The 19717-nt window shown below is 34.0% G+C and carries 19 protein-coding genes, 1 pseudogene and 1 CRISPR repeat array; of the genes and pseudogenes, 4 read left to right on the top strand and 16 right to left on the bottom strand.

From position 1 onward, the window contains the following. Positions 1-124 precede the first annotated feature (124 nt). The 4 genes from ACE38V_RS19085 to ACE38V_RS19070 all read right to left on the bottom strand — a co-directional run bounded on the left by ACE38V_RS19085 (position 125) and on the right by ACE38V_RS19070 (position 3608). Positions 125-559 carry an SMI1/KNR4 family protein gene (locus tag ACE38V_RS19085; RefSeq protein ID WP_375843754.1) on the bottom strand — a complete coding sequence of 145 codons (435 nt, stop codon included), beginning with the start codon at positions 557-559 and terminating at the stop codon, positions 125-127. An 8-nt stretch (positions 560-567) separates the two neighbouring features. Beyond that, the gene (locus tag ACE38V_RS19080; protein WP_375843752.1) at positions 568-2262 is read right to left on the bottom strand and encodes a hypothetical protein; all 1695 of its coding nucleotides are present in this window, start codon (positions 2260-2262) and stop codon (positions 568-570) included. Between the two features lie 642 nt (positions 2263-2904). Further along, positions 2905-3441 (bottom strand): hypothetical protein, encoded by a 537-nt coding sequence (locus ACE38V_RS19075; protein ID WP_375843750.1) that lies wholly within the window; start codon positions 3439-3441, stop codon positions 2905-2907. Beyond that, complete coding sequence (locus tag ACE38V_RS19070) at positions 3432-3608, bottom strand: hypothetical protein (protein WP_375843748.1); 177 nt, start codon at positions 3606-3608, stop codon at positions 3432-3434. Before ACE38V_RS19070 ends, ACE38V_RS19075 begins: the two co-directional genes overlap by 10 nt. A gap of 189 nt (positions 3609-3797) precedes the next feature. On the opposite strand from ACE38V_RS19070, the gene ACE38V_RS19065 reads away from it, so the two are divergent. Further along, the gene (locus ACE38V_RS19065; RefSeq protein ID WP_375843866.1) at positions 3798-4007 is read left to right on the top strand and encodes a helix-turn-helix transcriptional regulator; all 210 of its coding nucleotides are present in this window, start codon (positions 3798-3800) and stop codon (positions 4005-4007) included. A 261-nt stretch (positions 4008-4268) separates the two neighbouring features. On the opposite strand, the gene ACE38V_RS19060 is transcribed toward ACE38V_RS19065, so the two are convergent. The 3 genes from ACE38V_RS19060 to ACE38V_RS19050 are packed head-to-tail and all read right to left on the bottom strand — an operon-like array spanning position 4269 to position 6083. Beyond that, positions 4269-4586, bottom strand: coding sequence for a hypothetical protein (locus ACE38V_RS19060; protein ID WP_375843745.1), 318 nt, complete (start codon positions 4584-4586; stop codon positions 4269-4271). Beyond that, positions 4571-5596, bottom strand: a complete 1026-nt coding sequence (locus ACE38V_RS19055) for an anti-sigma factor (RefSeq protein ID WP_375843744.1) — start codon at positions 5594-5596, stop codon at positions 4571-4573. The genes ACE38V_RS19060 and ACE38V_RS19055 overlap by 16 nt, the downstream gene beginning before the upstream one ends. Continuing rightward, complete coding sequence (locus ACE38V_RS19050; protein ID WP_375843742.1) at positions 5589-6083, bottom strand: sigma-70 family RNA polymerase sigma factor; 495 nt, start codon at positions 6081-6083, stop codon at positions 5589-5591. Before ACE38V_RS19050 ends, ACE38V_RS19055 begins: the two co-directional genes overlap by 8 nt. 334 nt (positions 6084-6417) lie before the next feature. Between ACE38V_RS19050 and ACE38V_RS19045 the strand changes: the two genes are divergently transcribed. After that, positions 6418-6501 carry a restriction endonuclease gene (locus ACE38V_RS19045; RefSeq protein ID WP_375843865.1) on the top strand — a complete coding sequence of 28 codons (84 nt, stop codon included), beginning with the start codon at positions 6418-6420 and terminating at the stop codon, positions 6499-6501. A 470-nt stretch (positions 6502-6971) separates the two neighbouring features. Here the strand turns inward: ACE38V_RS19045 and spoIIP are convergent, their stop codons facing one another. Next, positions 6972-7898: a stage II sporulation protein P gene (spoIIP, locus tag ACE38V_RS19040; RefSeq protein ID WP_375843740.1), complete on the bottom strand. Its 927-nt coding sequence runs from the start codon at positions 7896-7898 to the stop codon at positions 6972-6974. Further along, complete coding sequence (locus ACE38V_RS19035) at positions 7888-8427, bottom strand: RNA polymerase sigma factor (RefSeq protein WP_375843738.1); 540 nt, start codon at positions 8425-8427, stop codon at positions 7888-7890. The genes spoIIP and ACE38V_RS19035 overlap by 11 nt, the downstream gene beginning before the upstream one ends. Positions 8428-9153: 726 nt before the next feature. Between ACE38V_RS19035 and dapB the strand changes: the two genes are divergently transcribed. Continuing rightward, the gene (gene dapB, locus ACE38V_RS19030) at positions 9154-9912 is read left to right on the top strand and encodes a 4-hydroxy-tetrahydrodipicolinate reductase (protein ID WP_483863919.1); all 759 of its coding nucleotides are present in this window, start codon (positions 9154-9156) and stop codon (positions 9910-9912) included. A 276-nt stretch (positions 9913-10188) separates the two neighbouring features. On the opposite strand, the pseudogene ACE38V_RS19025 reads toward dapB, so the two are convergent. Continuing rightward, positions 10189-11046: pseudogene (locus ACE38V_RS19025) on the bottom strand (Rossmann-fold NAD(P)-binding domain-containing protein); the annotation flags it as partial. 1071 nt (positions 11047-12117) lie between these two features. On the opposite strand from ACE38V_RS19025, the gene ACE38V_RS19020 reads away from it, so the two are divergent. Beyond that, the gene (locus ACE38V_RS19020; protein ID WP_375843734.1) at positions 12118-12804 is read left to right on the top strand and encodes a Dph6-related ATP pyrophosphatase; all 687 of its coding nucleotides are present in this window, start codon (positions 12118-12120) and stop codon (positions 12802-12804) included. 1278 nt (positions 12805-14082) lie between these two features. Here ACE38V_RS19020 and ACE38V_RS19015 read toward each other — a convergent pair. From ACE38V_RS19015 to ACE38V_RS18990, 6 genes are all read right to left on the bottom strand, one after another. Next, the gene (locus ACE38V_RS19015; protein ID WP_375843732.1) at positions 14083-14631 is read right to left on the bottom strand and encodes a hypothetical protein; all 549 of its coding nucleotides are present in this window, start codon (positions 14629-14631) and stop codon (positions 14083-14085) included. 19 nt (positions 14632-14650) lie between these two features. After that, positions 14651-14965, bottom strand: coding sequence for a hypothetical protein (locus tag ACE38V_RS19010; protein ID WP_375843730.1), 315 nt, complete (start codon positions 14963-14965; stop codon positions 14651-14653). 18 nt (positions 14966-14983) lie between these two features. Then, the gene (locus ACE38V_RS19005) at positions 14984-15223 is read right to left on the bottom strand and encodes a hypothetical protein (RefSeq protein ID WP_375843727.1); all 240 of its coding nucleotides are present in this window, start codon (positions 15221-15223) and stop codon (positions 14984-14986) included. Between the two features lie 393 nt (positions 15224-15616). Further along, complete coding sequence (locus ACE38V_RS19000) at positions 15617-15847, bottom strand: DUF6946 family protein (RefSeq protein WP_375843863.1); 231 nt, start codon at positions 15845-15847, stop codon at positions 15617-15619. A gap of 270 nt (positions 15848-16117) precedes the next feature. Then, positions 16118-18064 (bottom strand): DNA/RNA helicase domain-containing protein, encoded by a 1947-nt coding sequence (locus ACE38V_RS18995; RefSeq protein WP_375843725.1) that lies wholly within the window; start codon positions 18062-18064, stop codon positions 16118-16120. A 127-nt stretch (positions 18065-18191) separates the two neighbouring features. Continuing rightward, on the bottom strand, positions 18192-18524 hold the full coding sequence (locus tag ACE38V_RS18990) for a nucleotide pyrophosphohydrolase (protein WP_375843861.1): 333 nt from the start codon (positions 18522-18524) through the stop codon (positions 18192-18194). Between the two features lie 365 nt (positions 18525-18889). Further along, a CRISPR array of direct repeats spans positions 18890-19583; the repeat unit is 32 nt; unit sequence ATTTCAATCCACGCACTCATAAAGAGTGCGAC. Positions 19584-19717: the final 134 nt, after the last annotated feature.

Raw genomic sequence — 19717 nt, 5'->3', positions numbered from 1 at the left:
TAATTTAGTTGGACTTTTCAGTGGACTCGCACCTGTCCCCTCATCCCTATCAAGTAAAAAACCTTGAAAGGCATTTAGCCAATCAAGGTCGATTAAATCTACTAACTACTCCTACTAAATAAGCCTAATCCTCTATTAAATCTAAATAATATTCATTATTATTGAGAAACTTTTTAAAAAAATCCTCTAACGATTCAGCTATTTGAATATCGAAATAAAATATTGGATTATTAACTAATTGTAAATCTAATGAAATATAAACACCTTCGTTTACTTCAAAAAAAATAAGTTTATCTTCATCATAAAGTTCATCCAAATCTGGGTCAAATTCAAAAATACCTTCTCTTAATCTAATGTCTGCTACAGCCCCTGGTCCCAATATCCTATTTATCGCATTAGCACTTTGACCTTTAATAAAACCATAACCTACTTCCAAATATAATTGTTTTAAATCATTTGGAAAACTGATATTCATTCTTTGCTCAGCTTTTAAAATATCATCTTCAGGTACCATATAAGTTTTATTTTCTAGTTCATTAATAAATTCAAAATCTGCCATATACTATTTTACCTCCTTGGAAATAGTTTTCCTGATGGTGCTCCTTTTCCATGTATTCCCGCTTGGTGTTCATTAGGATATTTTGCCGGATGAATATTCCACCACTCATGAGGACCACCAAAGTTGTTCTCTATGATATGATGAGCATCATACGGTTGACCAATACTTCGGGCAACTTCTCCGTTCTTATCAAACACTTCTTCTGTATATCTAGGCCACTTTTGGTTGGTTTTTTCTTCCCATTTTGCAATCAATTTATCTTTCAAGCTCGATGTAAATTTGCTCCTATGCATAGCTGTCTCTTTTGGTGTTAATTTTTCATAGTTATTGTTTCTCAAAGCTTCTTTGATAAGATGAATCTGCTCTTTATTAACCTTTCGTCCAGTTTTAGCCTCTATATCCCTTAGATAATCTTTTGCTAAGTCCTTATTAAGTTCACCCGTACCCTTAGTACCACCAATATCAACCTTATACTTACTCAAAGCAGCATCCAGCTTCTTCTCTACTGTACGAGTATTTTCAACCGATTCTTTCACTCTATGACCAGTGTTTGTCACCAACCCTGGATTTAACATGGCGTTTAATTTCTTCGCTTGCGTAGCCAAGTAATCTGGAATTTTCCCTGTCTCTATTATATCGTCGATGACTTTGTTTTTCATCTTGGCCCCAGCATTTTTGATCACTTCTCCTGCATTTTTCAATCGTGCTGTACCCATCTTTCTTGCGGTTTCTACCAAATTTCCAACTTGATTGACACCTTGTTTAATAGGAACTGTTGCCTTGGTGGTCATTTTTACTAGCTTTTCTGAGACTTTAACGACGCCAGCCATACGGGTAAATTTCGTGAGTCCACTTACACCAGGTACAATATCTAACGGAGCTAAAGTTCCTCGTACCAATCGCTCGCCTGTACCAAGTTCGCGCCCCGACACCCAATCTTTCCCGGTCACGGCGGATTTTAATTCGAGAGCTCCAGAAACGGTTCCTACAGCAAGTCCTAAAGCTATTCCTGCAGGTGGAGCCACAAAAGTAACTCCAGCAGCTACAATAACCAGCCCTAAAGTAACAATATCCCTTAAAATCTCTTTGCTTTCCTGTGTATCTCGAATGGATTCGTATTCAAATGCTCTTGAATTTAAGACGGCTCGTTGATATTCTTTTTGGGAAAAGTCCTGATCTGGATTTATTTGTTTCCACTCTTCGTATTCCAGCTTCATCTTTTCACCGTAAAAGTTGTCGCCACTGAATAAATCCTCGAGGCTCACCTTTGTTTTGGGGACCTCTATAGTTCGTGTTGTTCCGTAGCCTTCATAAATCGTTTTGATTTCTGTTGCGCCGATGCGATTTTTCGTTTTATATTTCATTGGATCAATGTTCCGGATTGCCTCTACAAAGGCATCCATATCTTGGTAGAATGGTTCGTCAATGGTGCGGTCAACAATTTCTCCAACTATTCCAGAAAAACTATGTAGAATATCAAAATCCTTTTCAAGCTCCTCATATTTACCCTTTTGACTTGTGTGTTGAAAAGAAATCACTCCATCACTGTCATATTTGGCAATATCGGCTTCAGCATCCTCCAGAATTTCATTGAGATCCTTAAGATGATCAATCATCCCTTTGCCAAAACCAATTCCAAGTATATGGTCGTCGATCCCTTTTCGCATTTTTTCCCAATCAGAGGGAATGTATTTGACGTCCAACGAATCACCACTATCCTCACAAAATTGTATCTATTATGAATTATAAATTTATTTATTTCATGGGAATATAAGGAATTCGCACTGTCTTCTCGTTGGATTTGGGAAAGTTCTCGGGTCCTTTTGCCTAATAAGGGCTAATTTCGGGATTTAGGAGTAACCGAATGAAAATAGGCATCAATAAGGAAAAAGAAGGAGGCACAGTGACGGTTCTCTGCTTCCGAATGATGCAAAGCATGGTCAAGAAGTCTTGAATAAGATCAAAACCACCCGGTTTGTTCTGCAGCTAAAAGTCCATGTTACTGTCTAGGCCCTAAAAGAGCATTTTCTATTATTTAATAAAAATTTAAAATTTCACGCTCCTCTTCGCATACCTATATACAGCTGCTCAATTAAGGACAAATACTCTTCAAAAAACCGTTAAATAAGTTTGGCTCTTACAGGGTCTAATTTTATTCTTACCATCGTTCGTAAAAAACCCTTTTTTACTTGAATACGTTCTTTTTCCGTATAACCCATTTTGCAGCTGCCACTGGATTATTTGTGTTGATATAATTGCGCCAGTTTAACAATTCCAAGCAAAAAAACACCTCTAATCTATTTTTGAGGTGTACGTACAAAATTATTTTATTCAAGTTTACCTTGTTAGAATCTTAGATAAGCCAATATTTTATTATTCCGATTTACTTGAAGAATTTTGAAATCATTTTTTAGGTAAAAATCATTTAGATAAGGGATATCATCATATTCAACACAGACGATGCGAAGTCCTACCAAGTCAAAAATCAATTCACAGTTTTCTAATGCATATTGAAGGATAACTTCACCACTGATTTTTCCTTTATATAGATCTGATCTTCCTAATTGTGCAATTAAAATACTATTAAATATCTCTGCATTTTTATTTCCAGTTAGCTTCTTTCTAGACTCTTTTGAAACTTTTTCAGTAAGATCAAACGGTTTTATTAAAACGGTAAAATATCCAACTATTTCATTATTGTTTTCATCATCCACTACTAGACTTGTTCGAGTTAAAGCTCTCTTTTCGTTTAATATGGCTTTAGAATGTAAAAATGTTTCAACATCTTCATTTTTTTCACTTCGAAAGGTAGATAGGTATTGAAAAACCTCAGACTTATCTGTAGCAACCTCAATCAGACTAGATAAACTAATTACTTGCATTTACGAGAATTTAAGATTCTTGCAGCATTAGCAAGCCTTTCAGATTTATTGAGCTTTATATCATTAAACACATTGGTCTGTTTAATCTTAGTATGTGGAGTTGAAATGATTTTTTTAGAAGTTTCTTCATCTAAAGTAAATCGTTGAAAAATGGTTTCGGTTGCCATTTCTAAGTCCTCCTTCTCGCACATCCCCAGTCACCACCTTTTTCAAAGTAATCACCAGTATATGCTATTCTTAATAAAATTATACCAGATTAACGCTATTAGAAGAAAAAATATTCATTGGTTAGGTTTAGAAAAATATCTATAGGAGAAACTCTAAACATTTAACAACACATAGTATGTATCCTGCGTATTAAACCTGTTATTTTCTTAAGGATTCAAAGTCCGGTGACATTAGAAAAACAAAAAACCGACTGTAATGTAAGTAGGCAAACTATCAATGCTATTGAAAATAATAAATATGACCCAAGTTTAACTCTTGCATTTCAATTAGCACATAGTTTAAGTGAGACTGTTGACCCTCTATTTTTATTTGAAGTGAAAGGAGATGTAACCAATTGAGGTTCCTGCTGCTATTATTTATCTAATTTAACAACTTATTCCGCGTGTGTAGAGTGTATGTGGCAACACTTAGGGTGCTGTGAGTTTACACTTTTGTGTTATAAAGCTTATCCCGAAATAACAACAGCGGATTCCCTTCTCTTCGATTAAATCACCTATTCGTAGTATGGAATTTATAAAAATCATTTTACTAACACTTTGCAACTTTTAGGCTCTAACATCCTATCCCAATAGCCAATCGTTTTTCCCGACACTAACATATCAAGGCTTCGGATTAATCCCCGCCCAGGATAACCCAATCATTAAAAATGTAAAAACTAAAATAAACAAACTAACCCCTATCCCCCAAAATGCATATAATCTCGATCTTTTGGATGTAATCAACCCAAGTAGCCCTAGGAGGAATCCAACAATCGGTAGGTTGACAAGAAACATTTCCGGAAAATCATCGATATCTATTAATAATGTAATATTAACCCCCGCTAGCGCAATAAGAGCGATCAGGAAGGATAAGAATCCCGAAATGGTCGGAAGTTTTCTTTGTTTTCCTTTGTTCTTATGGTTCATTTCCAATTCCATAGCTTCACTTCCCCCACCTTCATGACTCTAATAAGAGGATTATCCTTCAGTTTTCTTAATTCCGGTGTTGGTCCGGTGACAACTGCTCCATAGACATGTATCCCGTTTTTCTCAATGTACTGGATTCTATCTTTTAATACTAAAGATCCTGCCCGCGAAATTTTCTCGGCTGTTTTTTCATCCTTTGCCAGGAATTTTAAAATATCTAAAAATTCCTCCTCATTTGACTTTTCCCTACCATTAAAAGGTGACCATGTGGTGGTATCGACCTGCAACGGATAGCCGATTGGCGCAACCGAATATCCAGCTTCATATAAGTTCTTATCCTCAAGTCCTGTATCTACGGCTACCCATCTTACCTCGACATTTTTTCCAAGCTGCTTTTCAAGCTCCTCCGGCTTCATTAAATGATTCAATGAAAGATAAATCTCTCCCACCGTTCCATCTGGAAGTTGCTCAAGAATCTCCCAGTCCGAATTGACATTATTGCCAAATGGCCCGTCTGGATGATAAAGCATGTCTGTCTCCATGCTTCCCGTAATTAGAAGCGGCCTCTCAAGCTTCATATCACGTTTAGGCAAATTTGGCTTATCCATCACATAACGAACCGAGTATTCCCCCGCTTTAAAATCCTCTTTCCCAATCCGCTTAAAAACATCAAAATAAATATTCATCGTAAAAAATCCGATATCCTCTTCTAACTCCATCTCTTCTAAACTCATGTTTGACTCCGTTACATAAATTGTTTTTGTGGCGATCTCTATTAGGTGATTCGCTTTTCCGCCAATCGCGTAATACAAATAACTGCTTAAGGTGAGCACCGGCACAATTAATAGTAAGATGGCTAGGCTGATCAAAATGGTTGTCTGCAGCGCATGGTTTCTGCCCGCCTTAATCAGCCGTTTTTGATTCTCTTCTGACATCTTTTGGCTTTTTTCATAGTCCTCCATCGATTCATTTAAAAAAGATTGATAAAGTTCCTCATCGTTATGGATTTGTTCTTTATCCATCCTGCATCCTCCTTTCCTTGACCCTTTCAACCACCTTTTTCCTTCCCCTTGATAAATGGCTCTTCAGCGTATTCAAATTTAATTGAAGAATTTCGGCTGCATCTTTTAAACTCAACTGATGTAAGTCACAAAGAACCAGTACATGCATTTCGGTTTCCTTCAATGAATGAATATCGTTCATGAGTGCAGCAAACCCTTCCTTCTCTATAAGATCAATTTCCGTAGTTTTCACGATTATTCGATTATGTACTTCATTGGTAATGATCAGCCGATTATGTTTTTTGGTAAAATCGATAAAAGCATGATAGGCCACTTTAAACAGCCAAGGTTTAATATTACTAATGTTATCTTCCAACAGCTGAAGATATGCCCGGTAAAACGCCTCCTGGACTAAATCCTCCGCCGTATGGTGATTATTGGAAAGGGAAAGTAAATATCGATATAAATCATCTACATATGCTTCAAATATCCCATCTAAATCCAACACTTTCCCCCCTTCAACCTATCTACGATACCGCCTTGTAAAAAGTTGCAAAATTGGAAAAATCATTTTCAATTTTTTTTAATAAGAAATAGACCAAGGGACAGAGAGACAAGTTCTATTTTTCTGCCTTTTGGTTTTGAACCTACACCAGTGTTTCTCCTGATCATTTATTTTTTTGAATGATTTAATAAATAAAGCTCTACTCGTTTTACTTTCATCTCAAAATATAATGATCTATTTCAAATATCAGAAAAAATATTATAAAATGTAGTGACAAGCTCTTTAATGTTACAAAGATGATGTTGGATATAAACCCATAGCTTTATTACATTCAAATATGGTAAAACAGAATGCTTCAAAGGGATATGTTGTAACAACTTCTAACTTTACTGAGAATGCTCGTTCATATGCTCAAGGTTAAAAATTGATTTGATAACTGGAACTGATTTAGTAGAAATGTGGATGAATTATACTAATCCAGTTTCCGAAGATATTATAATAAATCCAGTCAATAACCAAACCTCAAGTAAACTTGGGGCGTCAATTTAAGAACTGTCCCTAACCAAACAATGGTTAAAGACAGTTCTTTTTTTGTGTTAAGATTTGGATGCTTACCGTCACAAAAACTTATCTTTACCAAAATGGAGCGGCAATTCAGTTATCATTTTGTGATTAAAACGGTAAGAGACCGAATTGAATCTGGCCCATAACCCAAAGAAAGCGCACAATTCTTGCTTCTGAATCGCGCCCTTTAATGGAATAACTATGAGTTGATCTACCACCTTGAAAATCAATTAATTGTTCTTCCGCTAACGCAATCATTCCTTTATAAGTAATTCTTAATAATTAGTTCTCTTAAAGAAGCTACCTCAGAAACCACTTATGAAAACACTATTGCTTTTTTTGTTCAGTCCAATCTGAAAGGATTTCTTTAATAATTTCTGAAAAGACATCCACAGTTCTATATTCCTCATCCAATGTGTTTTCATGTCCACCAATTTCTAATAAAACAGAGTTACCAAATAGGTCTTGATTATAAGTATTTTGATTTGGTGGATTGTCTTTAACAAAAACGCCTCTTGATAAGTGAGGATATCTTTCTTCAACATATTTATGAAGCAGCTCAGCGAACTTTAAATTTACTTCATAATTGACACTTGCTTTGGATACTATAAATGCAATCCTAGGATAATCTTTTCCATTCAAATTAATCGTAGTCTCATTTCTCTTTCGTGAATCCCTGTGTATATCAAAAACCATTTGAATCGTCTTATTATTATTTAAAACTTCTTCCAATGGCTCTCTAGAAACTTTATATGAATCACTGAATGGTAAGTTTTTTTCTTTTAGAATTTCCATTATATTGGTATTATCATAGATGGAGTTTATACCTCTATTTCTTAATGATTGGCTTAATCTCTCACCAACTAATGTAATATTTTTCGTATCGTGAAACGCTTCATTAGGGTCATTTATTTTAGATTCTGTGAAAAAAGATTCTAAATTGTGTGATTGATAAATAAAAACTAAAGGGTCTTGGTGGTTTACAGTTGCTGTGGATGAGGAATTTCTTTCCTGAAGGGTGTTATTATTATTGGAAATTACATCTTTTCCGCCATAAAAGAAAAACCACGAAATGGCTATGGCACATATTGCAATAATAGTTGAAGTGAATGAGAATAGTTTAATCCTTTTTTTTCTAATTATTTTCCTGGCAGTTTGTTTAAGTTTAGTAGCTGTAGTTGAGACAAACTCCTCTCTAGGATTGAGTGAATATGCTTCTTTAATTAAATCAAATAAGTCTTTATCAGTTTGCATTTCCAATAACCTCCTCTACATCCAATTTCAATTTTCTTTTAAGTTCTTTTAAGGCTCTGTGATAATCTACCTTGACCTTTGACTCGCTACATTGTAGGATCTCGGATGCCTCTTTAATTGATAATTCATTTATACCTCTTAATATTACTACCGCTCTATAGTTTGGTTTTAACTTTGAAATTGCTCCGTGAACAAGCCTTTTCATTTCGTTTTGTTCATATACTTCATTTGGTTCCTTTTCAGTTGATACCATATGTTTAAAAAATCCATCTGTGAAGATGGAAGAAAATCTTCTTTTACGATAATGGTCAATTGCAACATGTTTCGCAATTGACAATATCCAAGTTTTAAAGTTAACAATACTGTTAATATTAGACAAGTTATTTAAGACTCGTATAAACACTTCTTGGGTTAAATCCTCAGCATCGTTTTGATTACCAGAAAAACACATAAGGAACCGATACACTTCTAAATAATATCGATGATAGATAATATCAATCTGTGCCTCTAAATTTTCATTATCAAACAAATCTTTCCCCCCTCATTTTGGTTTACATATATTAATCGTTTGAGTCCAAAAAAAGGTTACAAATATTTATTCACACCTATATAAATAGGCCGTCATATAAACGCTCTTTATGTAATATGTAAAAAGGAATCATTTTACAATTTCTCGAAAAGAAGGCATTTTACCTCTATTTTTTCCTCTTCTCGCTTCACAATAACATCCTAATTACTGCATAATACCACAACTGTGTTACTCCATAATATTCAGTTTGTTGAACTAAAATAAACACCTAAATCAAAAAGACCGAACTTAATAAGAAGCTACAGGAATGCAACAATGAGGATTACGCCATTAATATCAGTAAAAAGCTAAAAGATGTTCTAATCTTAAAGGAATTATCGCCGCAGGTTCTTCACTCGCTGGTTGAGAAGATTACTTGTAAAGATGATGGCACCGTCCACATTCAATACAGCTTTGTTAATCCGCTACAAGAAACATAAGAAGGCAACACCCAAAGGGTTAGTTGCCTTTCTTTAAAATGAGTTACGATACGCATTCCACATATGTCGAATGCAGAAACCTATTCAACTTTAATCTGGATTTTTATATAAAAAATTTGATCTAAAGCAAGATTTTTTTGGACCAAATCTATTTTGTTTTAAAATGATTGAATAATTAGGTGTTGGCAAAAGAAAATTCTTGGTAAAATAAAAACAACCTATCTACTCATGAAAGGAATGAATGATTTTGACTAATATCGTAATTTGTGGCAGCTCAGGTAAAATGGGAAAGGTGATTCATAATATCATTTCTACTAGAGATGATTGTAAAGTTGTGGCGGGAATTGACAAGAATAAAGAAGATTCTACTGATTTTCCAGTGATGTCGACTCCTAAACAGCTCTCTTCTCTTTCCATTGAACCGGATGTGATTATTGATTTTTCTCACCCATCTGTTCTTGATGAATTACTTGATTATTGTCTCACCAACAGAGTGGGACTCGTTATTGCGACAACAGGTTATAGCCAAGAAGAGGTTGATAAGATCCATAAGGCTGCAAAAGAAATTCCCCTTTTCTTCACTGCAAATATGTCTATTGGTGTAAATTTGATTGCAGAACTAGCTAAAAAAGCGGTTTCTGTTCTAGGTGATCAGTTTGATATTGAAATCATCGAAAAACACCATAATCAAAAGATCGATGCACCCTCAGGCACCGCACTTATGCTTGCTGATGCGATAAACGAAGAATTAGATCATCAATATTCTTATACATACGACCGACATAGTGTTCGTGAAAAAAGAACCAAGAAAGAAATCGGACTTCATGCTATTCGCGGGGGCACAATCGTTGGAGAACATGATATTATTTTTGCAGGTCGGGATGAATTGATAACTCTTTCCCATCATGCAGCTTCTAAAGAAGTTTTTGCTGTTGGAGCAGTTAACGCAGCCATTTTCTTAAAAGGAAAAGAACCAGGATTTTATAATATGAAAAATTTAATATAATTTTAAAACCTATGTACCGGGTTGATTTTCTAAACTAAACATTAATTGTTTTTAAATCCAAAAGACACCTTCCCGTAAAAATGGAAGGTGTCAAATTTAGTATATTCATAGAAAGAATATATTTGGCACAAAATGTAAAATGGTCAAAATACGCAAGCAATCCACACAACCTTGCATATTTTAGGCTCTTTAATTTTATTTCTAATTACAATTGGTTGTGAGTAGGTATTTTTTGATAACATGGGTTGGAACCGTCCCTGTGTTTCAGAAGTCACCTCAGTCAATCTGTCCCGATTTTACGATGGCTTCAATTAACGGTTTTAACCAATCATGTAGATTAGTAAATTGGTAGCCTTTTTTTGTTGCTTTTTCATTTGTCATATACCAAGTTTCTTCCACTGCATAAGGAGAAAGACAATCTTCATTTCCCGATAAAGAAATTTTCGCTTTTTTGCCCGTAGCTTCTTCCACCAGATGGATTAAATCAGATAATGAAATTTTACCGTTTGCAGTTGCATTATACGGACCTTCCACTTCCTCATTCATGCCTACCCACTTTAAAAATTGAGCTGCTTCTGTTGCTTGAATGAATGACATTTCTGCATTCATATTGACAAAACCAATTGGTTCCCCTTTTGATACTCGTTCAACATGGAAATGTAAACGGTGAGTATAATCATCCTCTCCCATTACGATTGGGAAACGTACTGCAACAACAGGGAATGTTGCGTATTTAAAGAAAACTGCCTCTGCTTGACGTTTTCCTTCTGCGTATGTGAAATCTGTTTTGTCCCCCATCATCATGTCATATGTATACGGATCAAAATCACTCTCACTTTTTTCCCTCCCATCCACCGTGTAAGTGGAAAGACTAGAGGTAAATACAAGTTTACCAATTTTCCCATTAAACACTTCACAGAATGCATAGGCAGCATTTGGAGAATAACAAATATTATCAAAAACAAGGTCAAAGGTACGACCTTCTACTCTTTTCGCAAGTTCCTCCTTATCTTCACGATCTACAACAATATGCTCAACTTGATCACCGAATGGATTACCTGACATTCCTCGAGTGATAATCGAAACATTATGTCCATCCTCTAGTAATAGCTCGACTAACCTCCGACCAAAAAAACGTGTCCCACCTTTTTCATAGTATTCTCCTTCCTCTTCTGAACCTAAAGATCTAAATCCTCATAACTAATATATTTCTGCAATCTCTTATCAATTTCCTTTTAGAATAAAGGATAAACCTTACATAAAAATCAGTTTAATAAGCTTACATATTTTTCCGTTGGTTAGGCTATTTGTATGCTATAATTTGTCCAAGTACAATTCCATACAGCTCGCAGGGGCGGTCGGCTCATCCCCAGTAAGAAAGGGGGTGAGACTATGGTGTCATACGATGCAGCAAACTTTGCATTGAACTTTGAATTATTCACACTAACACTTATTGGTGTAATAATTGCATTACTGACACTAAACAAAAAGAAATAGACCGCCTCACCAAAGGTGCTGGTCTATTTCTTGACTAAATATCTATTGAGCTGTTTTGCTCTTGCAATGTTGAATTGTACAAGCCGTTTGGGATAGCCGTCCCGACGGCTTCATTTTATGATTATCTTATACATATAATATTATACATGTAATTATTTACATGCAAGTAAATGGCAAAATATTTTTACTTTGAAAGCTTCATGACATATTATTCGGTTATTTATATATAAACTAAAATTATTTTCATATCCCCTAATTCTTATATTGTTTTCTTTGATTCCCCAATTTCTCATAAATCGAGTTTTGTTATTTTTGCAATAAAATCCACGGATATACTTTCTTTTAACATTTCACGAGCATCTTCTATTTTTGCATCTAATTTTTCAACTTCTCTTCCCTCTTTTCTGCCCCTAAAAATCTAAATCCCCATAACAAATTTATTTCTGCAATCACTTATCAATATGTATTTATGCAGTTTTGCTTTGAGTAGTGATTCAAAATGATTAATTAACATACTGCCAAAACCTACATCATTTAAATACCAGAAACAACAAGGACAGTGCCCTTGTTTTTTATCTTGTATTTTTATCGTATTTCAACATTTCATTTTTTATGAAACAGACGAACCCTCCCTCTGTTTCACTAGTGATAGAATGAAATAAGTAAAACTATCAAACTTCATAGGCAAAATAAAAGGGGTAGATTTGAATGGAAGACATAAAAGGATGGAGAAATGCAGTAAATGGGCATAAATTTATCGCTTCTTTTAGCGGAGGAAAAGATAGTGTCCTTGCTCTGTATAAAGCGTCGAAGGTAGGAAAAGCAGTTGGATTAATTGTGATGATGGAGGAAGAAGGAAAACGTTCCAGATCGCATGGGATGCCACCTGATATCATACATGCACAGGCTGAAGCAATCGGGTTACCGGTATATACAGCAGATGCAAGCTGGGCTGATTATGAAAAGATTTTTATCCAACTTTTAGAAACGGCGAAAAATCAAGGAGCTGATATGTTAGTAACAGGTGACTTGGATATGCCTACTGATGGGTGCTGGCATGAAAAGGTAACCAATCAGGTTGGATTAAAGCTTGGGATGCCATTATGGGAAATGAACCATCGGAAGGCAGTTGAAGAGTTTATCAATCTGGGATTTATTACGATCATTGTTACTGTCAATTTATCATTAGGTATGCGTGAAGAAGATTTAGGGAGAACACTAACCCATGAATACATAAAAGAACTTGAAGCTCGAGGTATCGATCCTTGTGGAGAAGGCGGAGAATTCCATACGACAGTCTTAGATGGACCGATTTTTAAACATCGTATCCCCATTCGGAAATGTGGGATTATAAGGGATGGAGAATATGCGTTTTTGCCTTTGGAGCTAAAATAAACGACAAAAATGGACACTTTATTAGGTAATTAATTAAATAACAAGCTCAGAAAATCCTCACAACGCTAATATATCAACATCTGCGAGGGTTTTTTGATAGATACCAATGGTCGGGGTCAAATCGACACTCCAGATGGAACACGATTTTGAGTTGACGCTTCTTTAATTTGGTCATTCCCCTAATCTAAACTATCTTCCTTCCAAACTTGTACAATAAAAACACAGATGATAATAAAGGGATGAACCTTGCACAAGAAATATCGTTCGGGCTAAAAAATGAGAAAAGTTCACAGCTCTTCACTCTATTTTCTTCAAGATGTCTTAACAAGGACCAGTTTTATTCGGAAATGGAGCGGCTCACGTTATTACGCACGAAGTGACTCAATTTGAATGATCCAATACAATAATCTTCTCAAAAAAATTTTATATGTTTTCGAATAAAACCTTTTAATAATTCTAGCTTTTCTTTTGAATTAATTACTTCAAAATGGAATAAAGACTTCATGTTTCTTTAATTCAAAACTCCTCATCTTTTTAATATTATAATGAAAGAGTTAGTGTAATTCCTTTTGGATCAATTTTCCTTTGTGAGATTCCGGATTACCCGAATCAACATGAATGATTAAACAATTGTAACGCTTTTCTCCATATAAAGTGGCGAACTTAGGCATTCTTCTGCCAAATTGAATGGGTTTATATCCCAGCGTAAAACTCTTGGAAGCAAGGCTATTTTCCCTGACACCTAAGCTATTCAAAAATTTATGCAGTTCACTTAAAACTTATAATTCGTTCATTTACATTCTACTGCAAGATATCTTATATGAACTTGTATTCTATTGACATTACTATCACTTTCATAAAAAATGCGTTTACTAACCAAAGAATTAACAAGAAATTCTTCTCAATATTTACCGACTATTTTTAGTTACAAAACAGAGCAATATTCTCTTCTGATCCACGGTATTGGCATGTTGTGTCATATCAACCTATCAGTCGCTAAAAACTTATCAATGATCTGCCCATAAAACCTCTAAAACCCTCATTATTAAAAAAGAGGGTTATCAATGGCATCGTTTGTATTTGACCATTATTAAAGACCATTTGCTCCAATAATAATGTTGAAATGTCCAAGCCCTTTTAACAGAACCCAAAATTTCAAGACATAGTTTTTGTGATTTAGAAAACTAGGTAAATACAGTAACATCACCGTTTTTATCTCTTATAGAATAGCAAAAAACTAGCCAGTCCAAAATACCTTGTGTGAACTAGAAGTATTTTTTACTTACATCTATTTAAAAGATGTTTTGCAAATTCTTTGGCTGAATCCTCCACTGTATATTTGTAATTTGAGCCATCGTATATCTCAGAGAGATTTTCTTCTAACACATCGTTTACTTTTTGATCATCAAATTGTACATTTTCGCCAAAAAAATATTTTTTAACTTCACTAAAATTTAAAAAAAGAATTAATTCCCATACCCACTTGCACTTTTCTTCTGCTTTATCCATTAAAATACTCATAGCTTCTTCTGCACTATTTAACGCATCAATGGCATCGTCAATTTCTTCATCGTTAGTTGAATTCTTCAATGAAAGATTCATCCATTTTGCAGGATAAAATACCTCTAAACTTTCATCAAATCTTGAATTAATATCACTCAATGATCTCCAATAATATTCCATATCAACATACTCAGAAGTAATAAAAGTTGCGGCTTCAATTAAATCTTTCGGATTTAATAAATTATAAGGTGTCGTTAGATATCTTGTTCCTAAAACTTTATTTAATAACACTATTTTTTCTTTCTGCTCCTTATTAATAAACATGCAACCACCCCTAAAAAAATTAATTTCTATAACGGTCCAATTTTTCTTCTAATAACTTTCCCATTCCACCATCATCAGGTTTAGCATTATCCCAATTTTGACCAAACAAAAAATCAAATTGATTGACTAAAAAATTTAATTCGAACCATCTATTTTCTTTAATTAAAATAATTATATATGCCAACCTGTTTACCATATACTTGTTTAGAATTTTCATATCTTTATCTGTTATATTTTTATTTACATCAGCATGCATATCTTCAATCGGCCCATTACGAAATATAAAATGTGTAATTGCTTTTGCAATTTTTGTTATATTATCATCTGTTAGCATCTCTTTCTTGATTTCTATTTACATATCTGAAGGGATATCCTCCAAGAAATTATCAATTATGGAATTTCGCAGTGAGATACCATTTTTTCTTCTTAGATAAGTTATTTTTGACTTCTTAACATTAAAAAGCGTAGCAATCATATTATCCGTTTTTTGTTCATCAATAAACATTATCTTTAATTTTTCAGGGGTCAAATCATTAACATCAAATATTTCACCAACTGTTTTCCTCTTCGTTAATTCATCATAGAGTCCCATGAAATACACTCCTTTTTCATTTTTCACGAATGAATTAGTTACAAAAAAATATGGAGACAGCTCTCTTGTTTATAAAAAATATATATCAATTAGATCAGATATCTGTCATCTGTTCATTTTTCAAAATACTAAGCCACATTGATTTGATACTTCTCAATAATCGAAGATTTGTTCTTTATCCTTTTTATAAAATCATCATTGCCTTGTCCAATATCTCTTAAACGTCGATTTCCCGCATTATAGCAGATTGATTGGAAATACCCTCTTGTTCTAACCGCTTCCTTTACATAATTATTGTATTAAATAACACAATGCACTACTTCGTTGTTATTAAAATAATAGCATCTTTTTGGTGCTTATTTTGAGCTTCTTCTTTTGTTGTATATAAACCTTTTATAATTTTCGGAGGGACAGAGTGACATGTTTAATGTCCCTAATGGCTCCGAAACTTTTCCTTCTATATATTATTGATAAAAGCTTATTATTTGCCTTTGCAATTATATAAAAATCATTTTGTGAGCATGAGCTTTCTCTAGGTAAAGAAACCTTGTACTCATGAAATCCATATAATAACTCTACGTCTTTAAATAGAGGTATTTGACTCTGTTCGAAAGCCTTTTCAATATAAGGTGAAAAATGTTAGCGTCTTAGCATCAATTAGCCAGTGCTTAAGCTGAATACCATTCTTTCCACTGTTTCTCAGCCTGCAAGGAATTCTTTCCATGATATTGATGCCTTTGATGGAACAAAGTATTTACCCATTTTTCTCACTCCAAGATTAATACTTTTGTTATATCCTTAAATATCACACTTTGTTAGTACTGCGAAATGGGTTAATTCTTAGAGGAACAATTTGAGATTGAATTTAATCAATCGGATCCGAGTTCATTTTTTTCAATCATTCAAATACTTCCCTTTATCTTCTGCGACCTCGAATAATAAATTATCTTTAATTACATACTCATTAGAAATCCTTTGTATTCTATCGCGTAAGTATGTTTCCAATAATTTATCTGTACAAAATACAAAACATCCTTTTTGTCCACGTGTCATTAATGTTCTATAGGTATTCCGAATAATTTGATCAGCTAATTTTGTGGCACGCTCTGGGTCGTTTTTCATCAAAGTTTTAATTCCTTTTAATGATTGGTCAGTTTTTGCCCTTTTTGTATAATCTGTAACAACTTCTCCATCACGATAAATCAAATCATCTCCTATAATTACACCCACGTAATCAAATTCAAGTCCTTGGCAGGTATGTATGCAACCAGCTTCAAATACTGATTCTGCATCAATTGCCCAAGTGCTCGTATTTCCTAAATTCCAACTTGCTTCAAAATTATATTCGGGTATTACAATATCATGAATATCACAATTATTTTTTCCTTCTTTAATCCAATTCCAGCAATAGCCTGCAACCAATCTTGATTTGTTATTAAGCTTATTAAATTTAACGATTTCATTTAATAAATCATTGGGATCTGAATAGATACGGACGTCATAATTAAGTCCTAAATCATTAGTATTAGCTGTATCTCTAATTTGTAAGACATCGTCCAACCATGCAATATAGCCATCTGAACCATCACAGCGAAACTGAGATCTTAATTCCAATTTTGTGATATTTGCATGGAGTTCATTTGCATACTTTTCAATCATGTCTACACTGCCGATATCCTTTAACGTTACGCGTTGATTCTCATCTATAAAGAAAATAGCGAGTTTAGATGAATACATGATTTCTTTTACCTGATTTTCACCAAGGTTTTGAAACATCCCAGATTTTTCGTTTAACCTATGTGCTTCGTCGACAATTAAAGCATCAAATTCATCTTCTGGTGTTTCTGTATAGCTCCCAGAACCCTTAAAAAGATTGTCAATTCTACTTTTACGGAAATCTCCTTTTAATTTGGTTGAATACACATTTCTCGGTGCAGAATTTTTTGTGACATATTGAGCTACTAGACCTTGTTTCGTTAATTTAACTAGCAAATTAATGGCAATGACTGATTTTCCAGTTCCTGGCCCACCTTCTACTACTAATACCTCCTTTTGATCCGTCTTTTGAGCCTTTTCCGCCAATTCTAATGCTTTTTCATACACTATTTTTTGCTCGTCTATCATTATGTATTCTGTATTTCCTTTAAGCATACTACTTAAAGTATCTTGTAAGGATTTGGATGGGCGAATTCGTCCGTATTCAATTTTATAGAGATTTTCTTTATTATCTCCGTATTTAATATGCCTTTTGATAAAGTTTTGTAGCTTTCGGGCTTCTCCTTTCACAAATACGGGTGCCTTATCTACATAGTAATAATAAATAGGATCTATTAATGGATCATTATTTTTTAATTTCTTATAGTTGTGTAAATATGTACAAGGGAACAATCCAATTTGTTCATTTTGAACTGTTTCGTTATAATCCTCAATTAACATGGCGTATGACCAAGCCTGATAGGAAGGATGTATATGCTCATGTATTCCTTTATTAAAGAATGTTTTAACAATTGCTTCTTTTCCTTCAACCTTTTCAACAAAATCCCACTGTTTTAGTTCAACAATAATAACAGAGTTTTTCTTTTCTCCCCGGCCGGAAACTAAAAAATCCACTCTCTTGGATGTGTAAGGAATTCTAAATTCAATTGCAACCCCAGCATTTGCAGGTATTTCTTTATCACTTAACACTCTGGACATATACTGTAATGAATTTTCCCATGATCTAAGCTCGTTTTTGTTAACTCTGCCAATTTTTTCATTGAAATTATCATGTAATTTATCTACCAACTTATCCATAAAAACATGATTAATAAATTCATCTTTTGTTGCTTCGTATACGATCATAAATAACCCTCATTTTTATGATTAGACGTTTCTTTGAATAGTCAGGAAAATTTCTTTGCATAAAGTTCCTTCAAATAATAAAAACAGCACTTCAAAATTTTAAGAATATATCTTTATTAACTCAATCTTATAATTCTGTATATTTTTTACTTAATCCAAAAGACTTATTAACCGGGTACTTTTGTCTATTTTTTTGAATTTTTTCTTTAATAACCTGTTCTAAATTAATTTCTAACTCATTAGACATTAATAATGCATAAATAACCACATCTGCTATTTCATCCTTAATATTATCAATATTTTTGTCTATAGCTTCTTCACTCGTTTTCCACTGAAAGTTTTCCAATAACTCACTTGCTTCCAAAGAAAGAGATATAGCTAAATCCTTTGGATTATGAAATTGCTTCCAATCTCTTTCGTCTCGGAAGTCTACAATTTCCTTTATTAATAGATCAAAGATTGATGATTCAAAATCAAATCCTTCATCCCTTAATTTTTGGTAAATTTGTTTTGCCTCTTCATATTGGGAAGATGGGACAATCAAGGAAATATAACTTATTGGATTGCCCTTTTTATCCTCATTGTCATTCCTCCGTGCTTGCCAATCAATTTCAGGATATTTTTCTTTTAGTTCTACTATTATTTTATCCATTCTTTTACTGTCTTTAAATGAATCCAAATATTCCATTGTCAACTCCCCTTTTTACTTGCTCAAACATGTATTGGTTTAATCTTAAAAATAATAGTATTAATTTAATGATAATCATTTTTTTCTGTAACCTTCTTATTTCCACAAACTCTAGTACGATTTAGTGTAGAGCTTGTATTTAAATGCGTGCACTCATGAAGAGTGCGACAAAAGCAACGCATTAAGAATGAGATATTTGGAGAAATTTCAATCCACACACTTATAAAGAGTGTGACAATATCAAGCACAATCGTCGTACCATGCATCCTATTTCAATCCACGCACTCATAAAGAGTGCGACACTTTATACATCACAAAGGAAGATATTGTGCAATGATTTCAATCCACGCACTCATAAAGAGTGCGACATCGGGGCAACAATCCGTTTTGCAAATGTACTTGACATTTCAATCCACGCACTCATAAAGAGTGCGACGAGAATATCTTTTGCCTCGTCCGGATCCCGAGATTTCAATCCACGCACTCATAAAGAGTGCGACCCTATAAAAAAGGGACAGTTGAATTTGGAACGGAATTTCAATCCACGCACTCATAAAGAGTGCGACTACGATCGGCTTCTAACGCCTCGCTTACTTCGCTATATTTCAATCCACGCACTCATAAAGAGTGCGACCCATTCAAAATCACTCCGTTTCAATAAAAATAGAATTTCAATCCACGCACTCATAAAGAGTGCGACTACACCTTGACCAGACCTAACGGAAACAAGTGGATTTCAATCCACGCACTCATAAAGAGTGCGACAAACGGAAACACATTCAAAAAATATTTCTCTTGTATTTCAATCCACGCACTCATAAAGAGTGCGACATCATTCTGATACTACGTCAAGAAAATAGACACAGATTTTTCTACCGCGCTTGCGCTTGGTGGCCTTCATAAAAAAGTTTAAATGAAGAGCGATTTAAACTTTTTTATGAAGGTAAAATCAGGCTACAGAATTT

It is taken from the genome of Cytobacillus sp. Hz8, assembly GCF_042263505.1.
GTDB lineage: Bacteria > Bacillota > Bacilli > Bacillales > Cytobacillaceae > Bacillus_BE.
Note: the sequence above shows the minus strand (reverse complement) of the source record. Positions and strands in the feature narration are given on the sequence as shown.

Coding starts and splice junctions, on each gene's coding strand:
- ACE38V_RS19070 (WP_375843748.1), bottom strand. CDS start 3,608: ATGGCAACCGAAACCATTTTTCAACGATTTACTTTAGATGAAGAAACT.
- ACE38V_RS19055 (WP_375843744.1), bottom strand. CDS start 5,596: ATGGATAAAGAACAAATCCATAACGATGAGGAACTTTATCAATCTTTT.
- ACE38V_RS19085 (WP_375843754.1), bottom strand. CDS start 559: ATGGCAGATTTTGAATTTATTAATGAACTAGAAAATAAAACTTATATG.
- ACE38V_RS19010 (WP_375843730.1), bottom strand. CDS start 14,965: ATGCTAACAGATGATAATATAACAAAAATTGCAAAAGCAATTACACAT.
- ACE38V_RS19045 (WP_375843865.1), top strand. CDS start 6,418: ATGGTAAAACAGAATGCTTCAAAGGGATATGTTGTAACAACTTCTAAC.
- ACE38V_RS19060 (WP_375843745.1), bottom strand. CDS start 4,586: ATGGAATTGGAAATGAACCATAAGAACAAAGGAAAACAAAGAAAACTT.
- ACE38V_RS19005 (WP_375843727.1), bottom strand. CDS start 15,223: ATGGGACTCTATGATGAATTAACGAAGAGGAAAACAGTTGGTGAAATA.
- ACE38V_RS18995 (WP_375843725.1), bottom strand. CDS start 18,064: ATGATCGTATACGAAGCAACAAAAGATGAATTTATTAATCATGTTTTT.
- ACE38V_RS19020 (WP_375843734.1), top strand. CDS start 12,118: ATGGAAGACATAAAAGGATGGAGAAATGCAGTAAATGGGCATAAATTT.
- ACE38V_RS19075 (WP_375843750.1), bottom strand. CDS start 3,441: ATGCAAGTAATTAGTTTATCTAGTCTGATTGAGGTTGCTACAGATAAG.
- ACE38V_RS19015 (WP_375843732.1), bottom strand. CDS start 14,631: ATGTTTATTAATAAGGAGCAGAAAGAAAAAATAGTGTTATTAAATAAA.
- spoIIP (WP_375843740.1), bottom strand. CDS start 7,898: ATGCAAACTGATAAAGACTTATTTGATTTAATTAAAGAAGCATATTCA.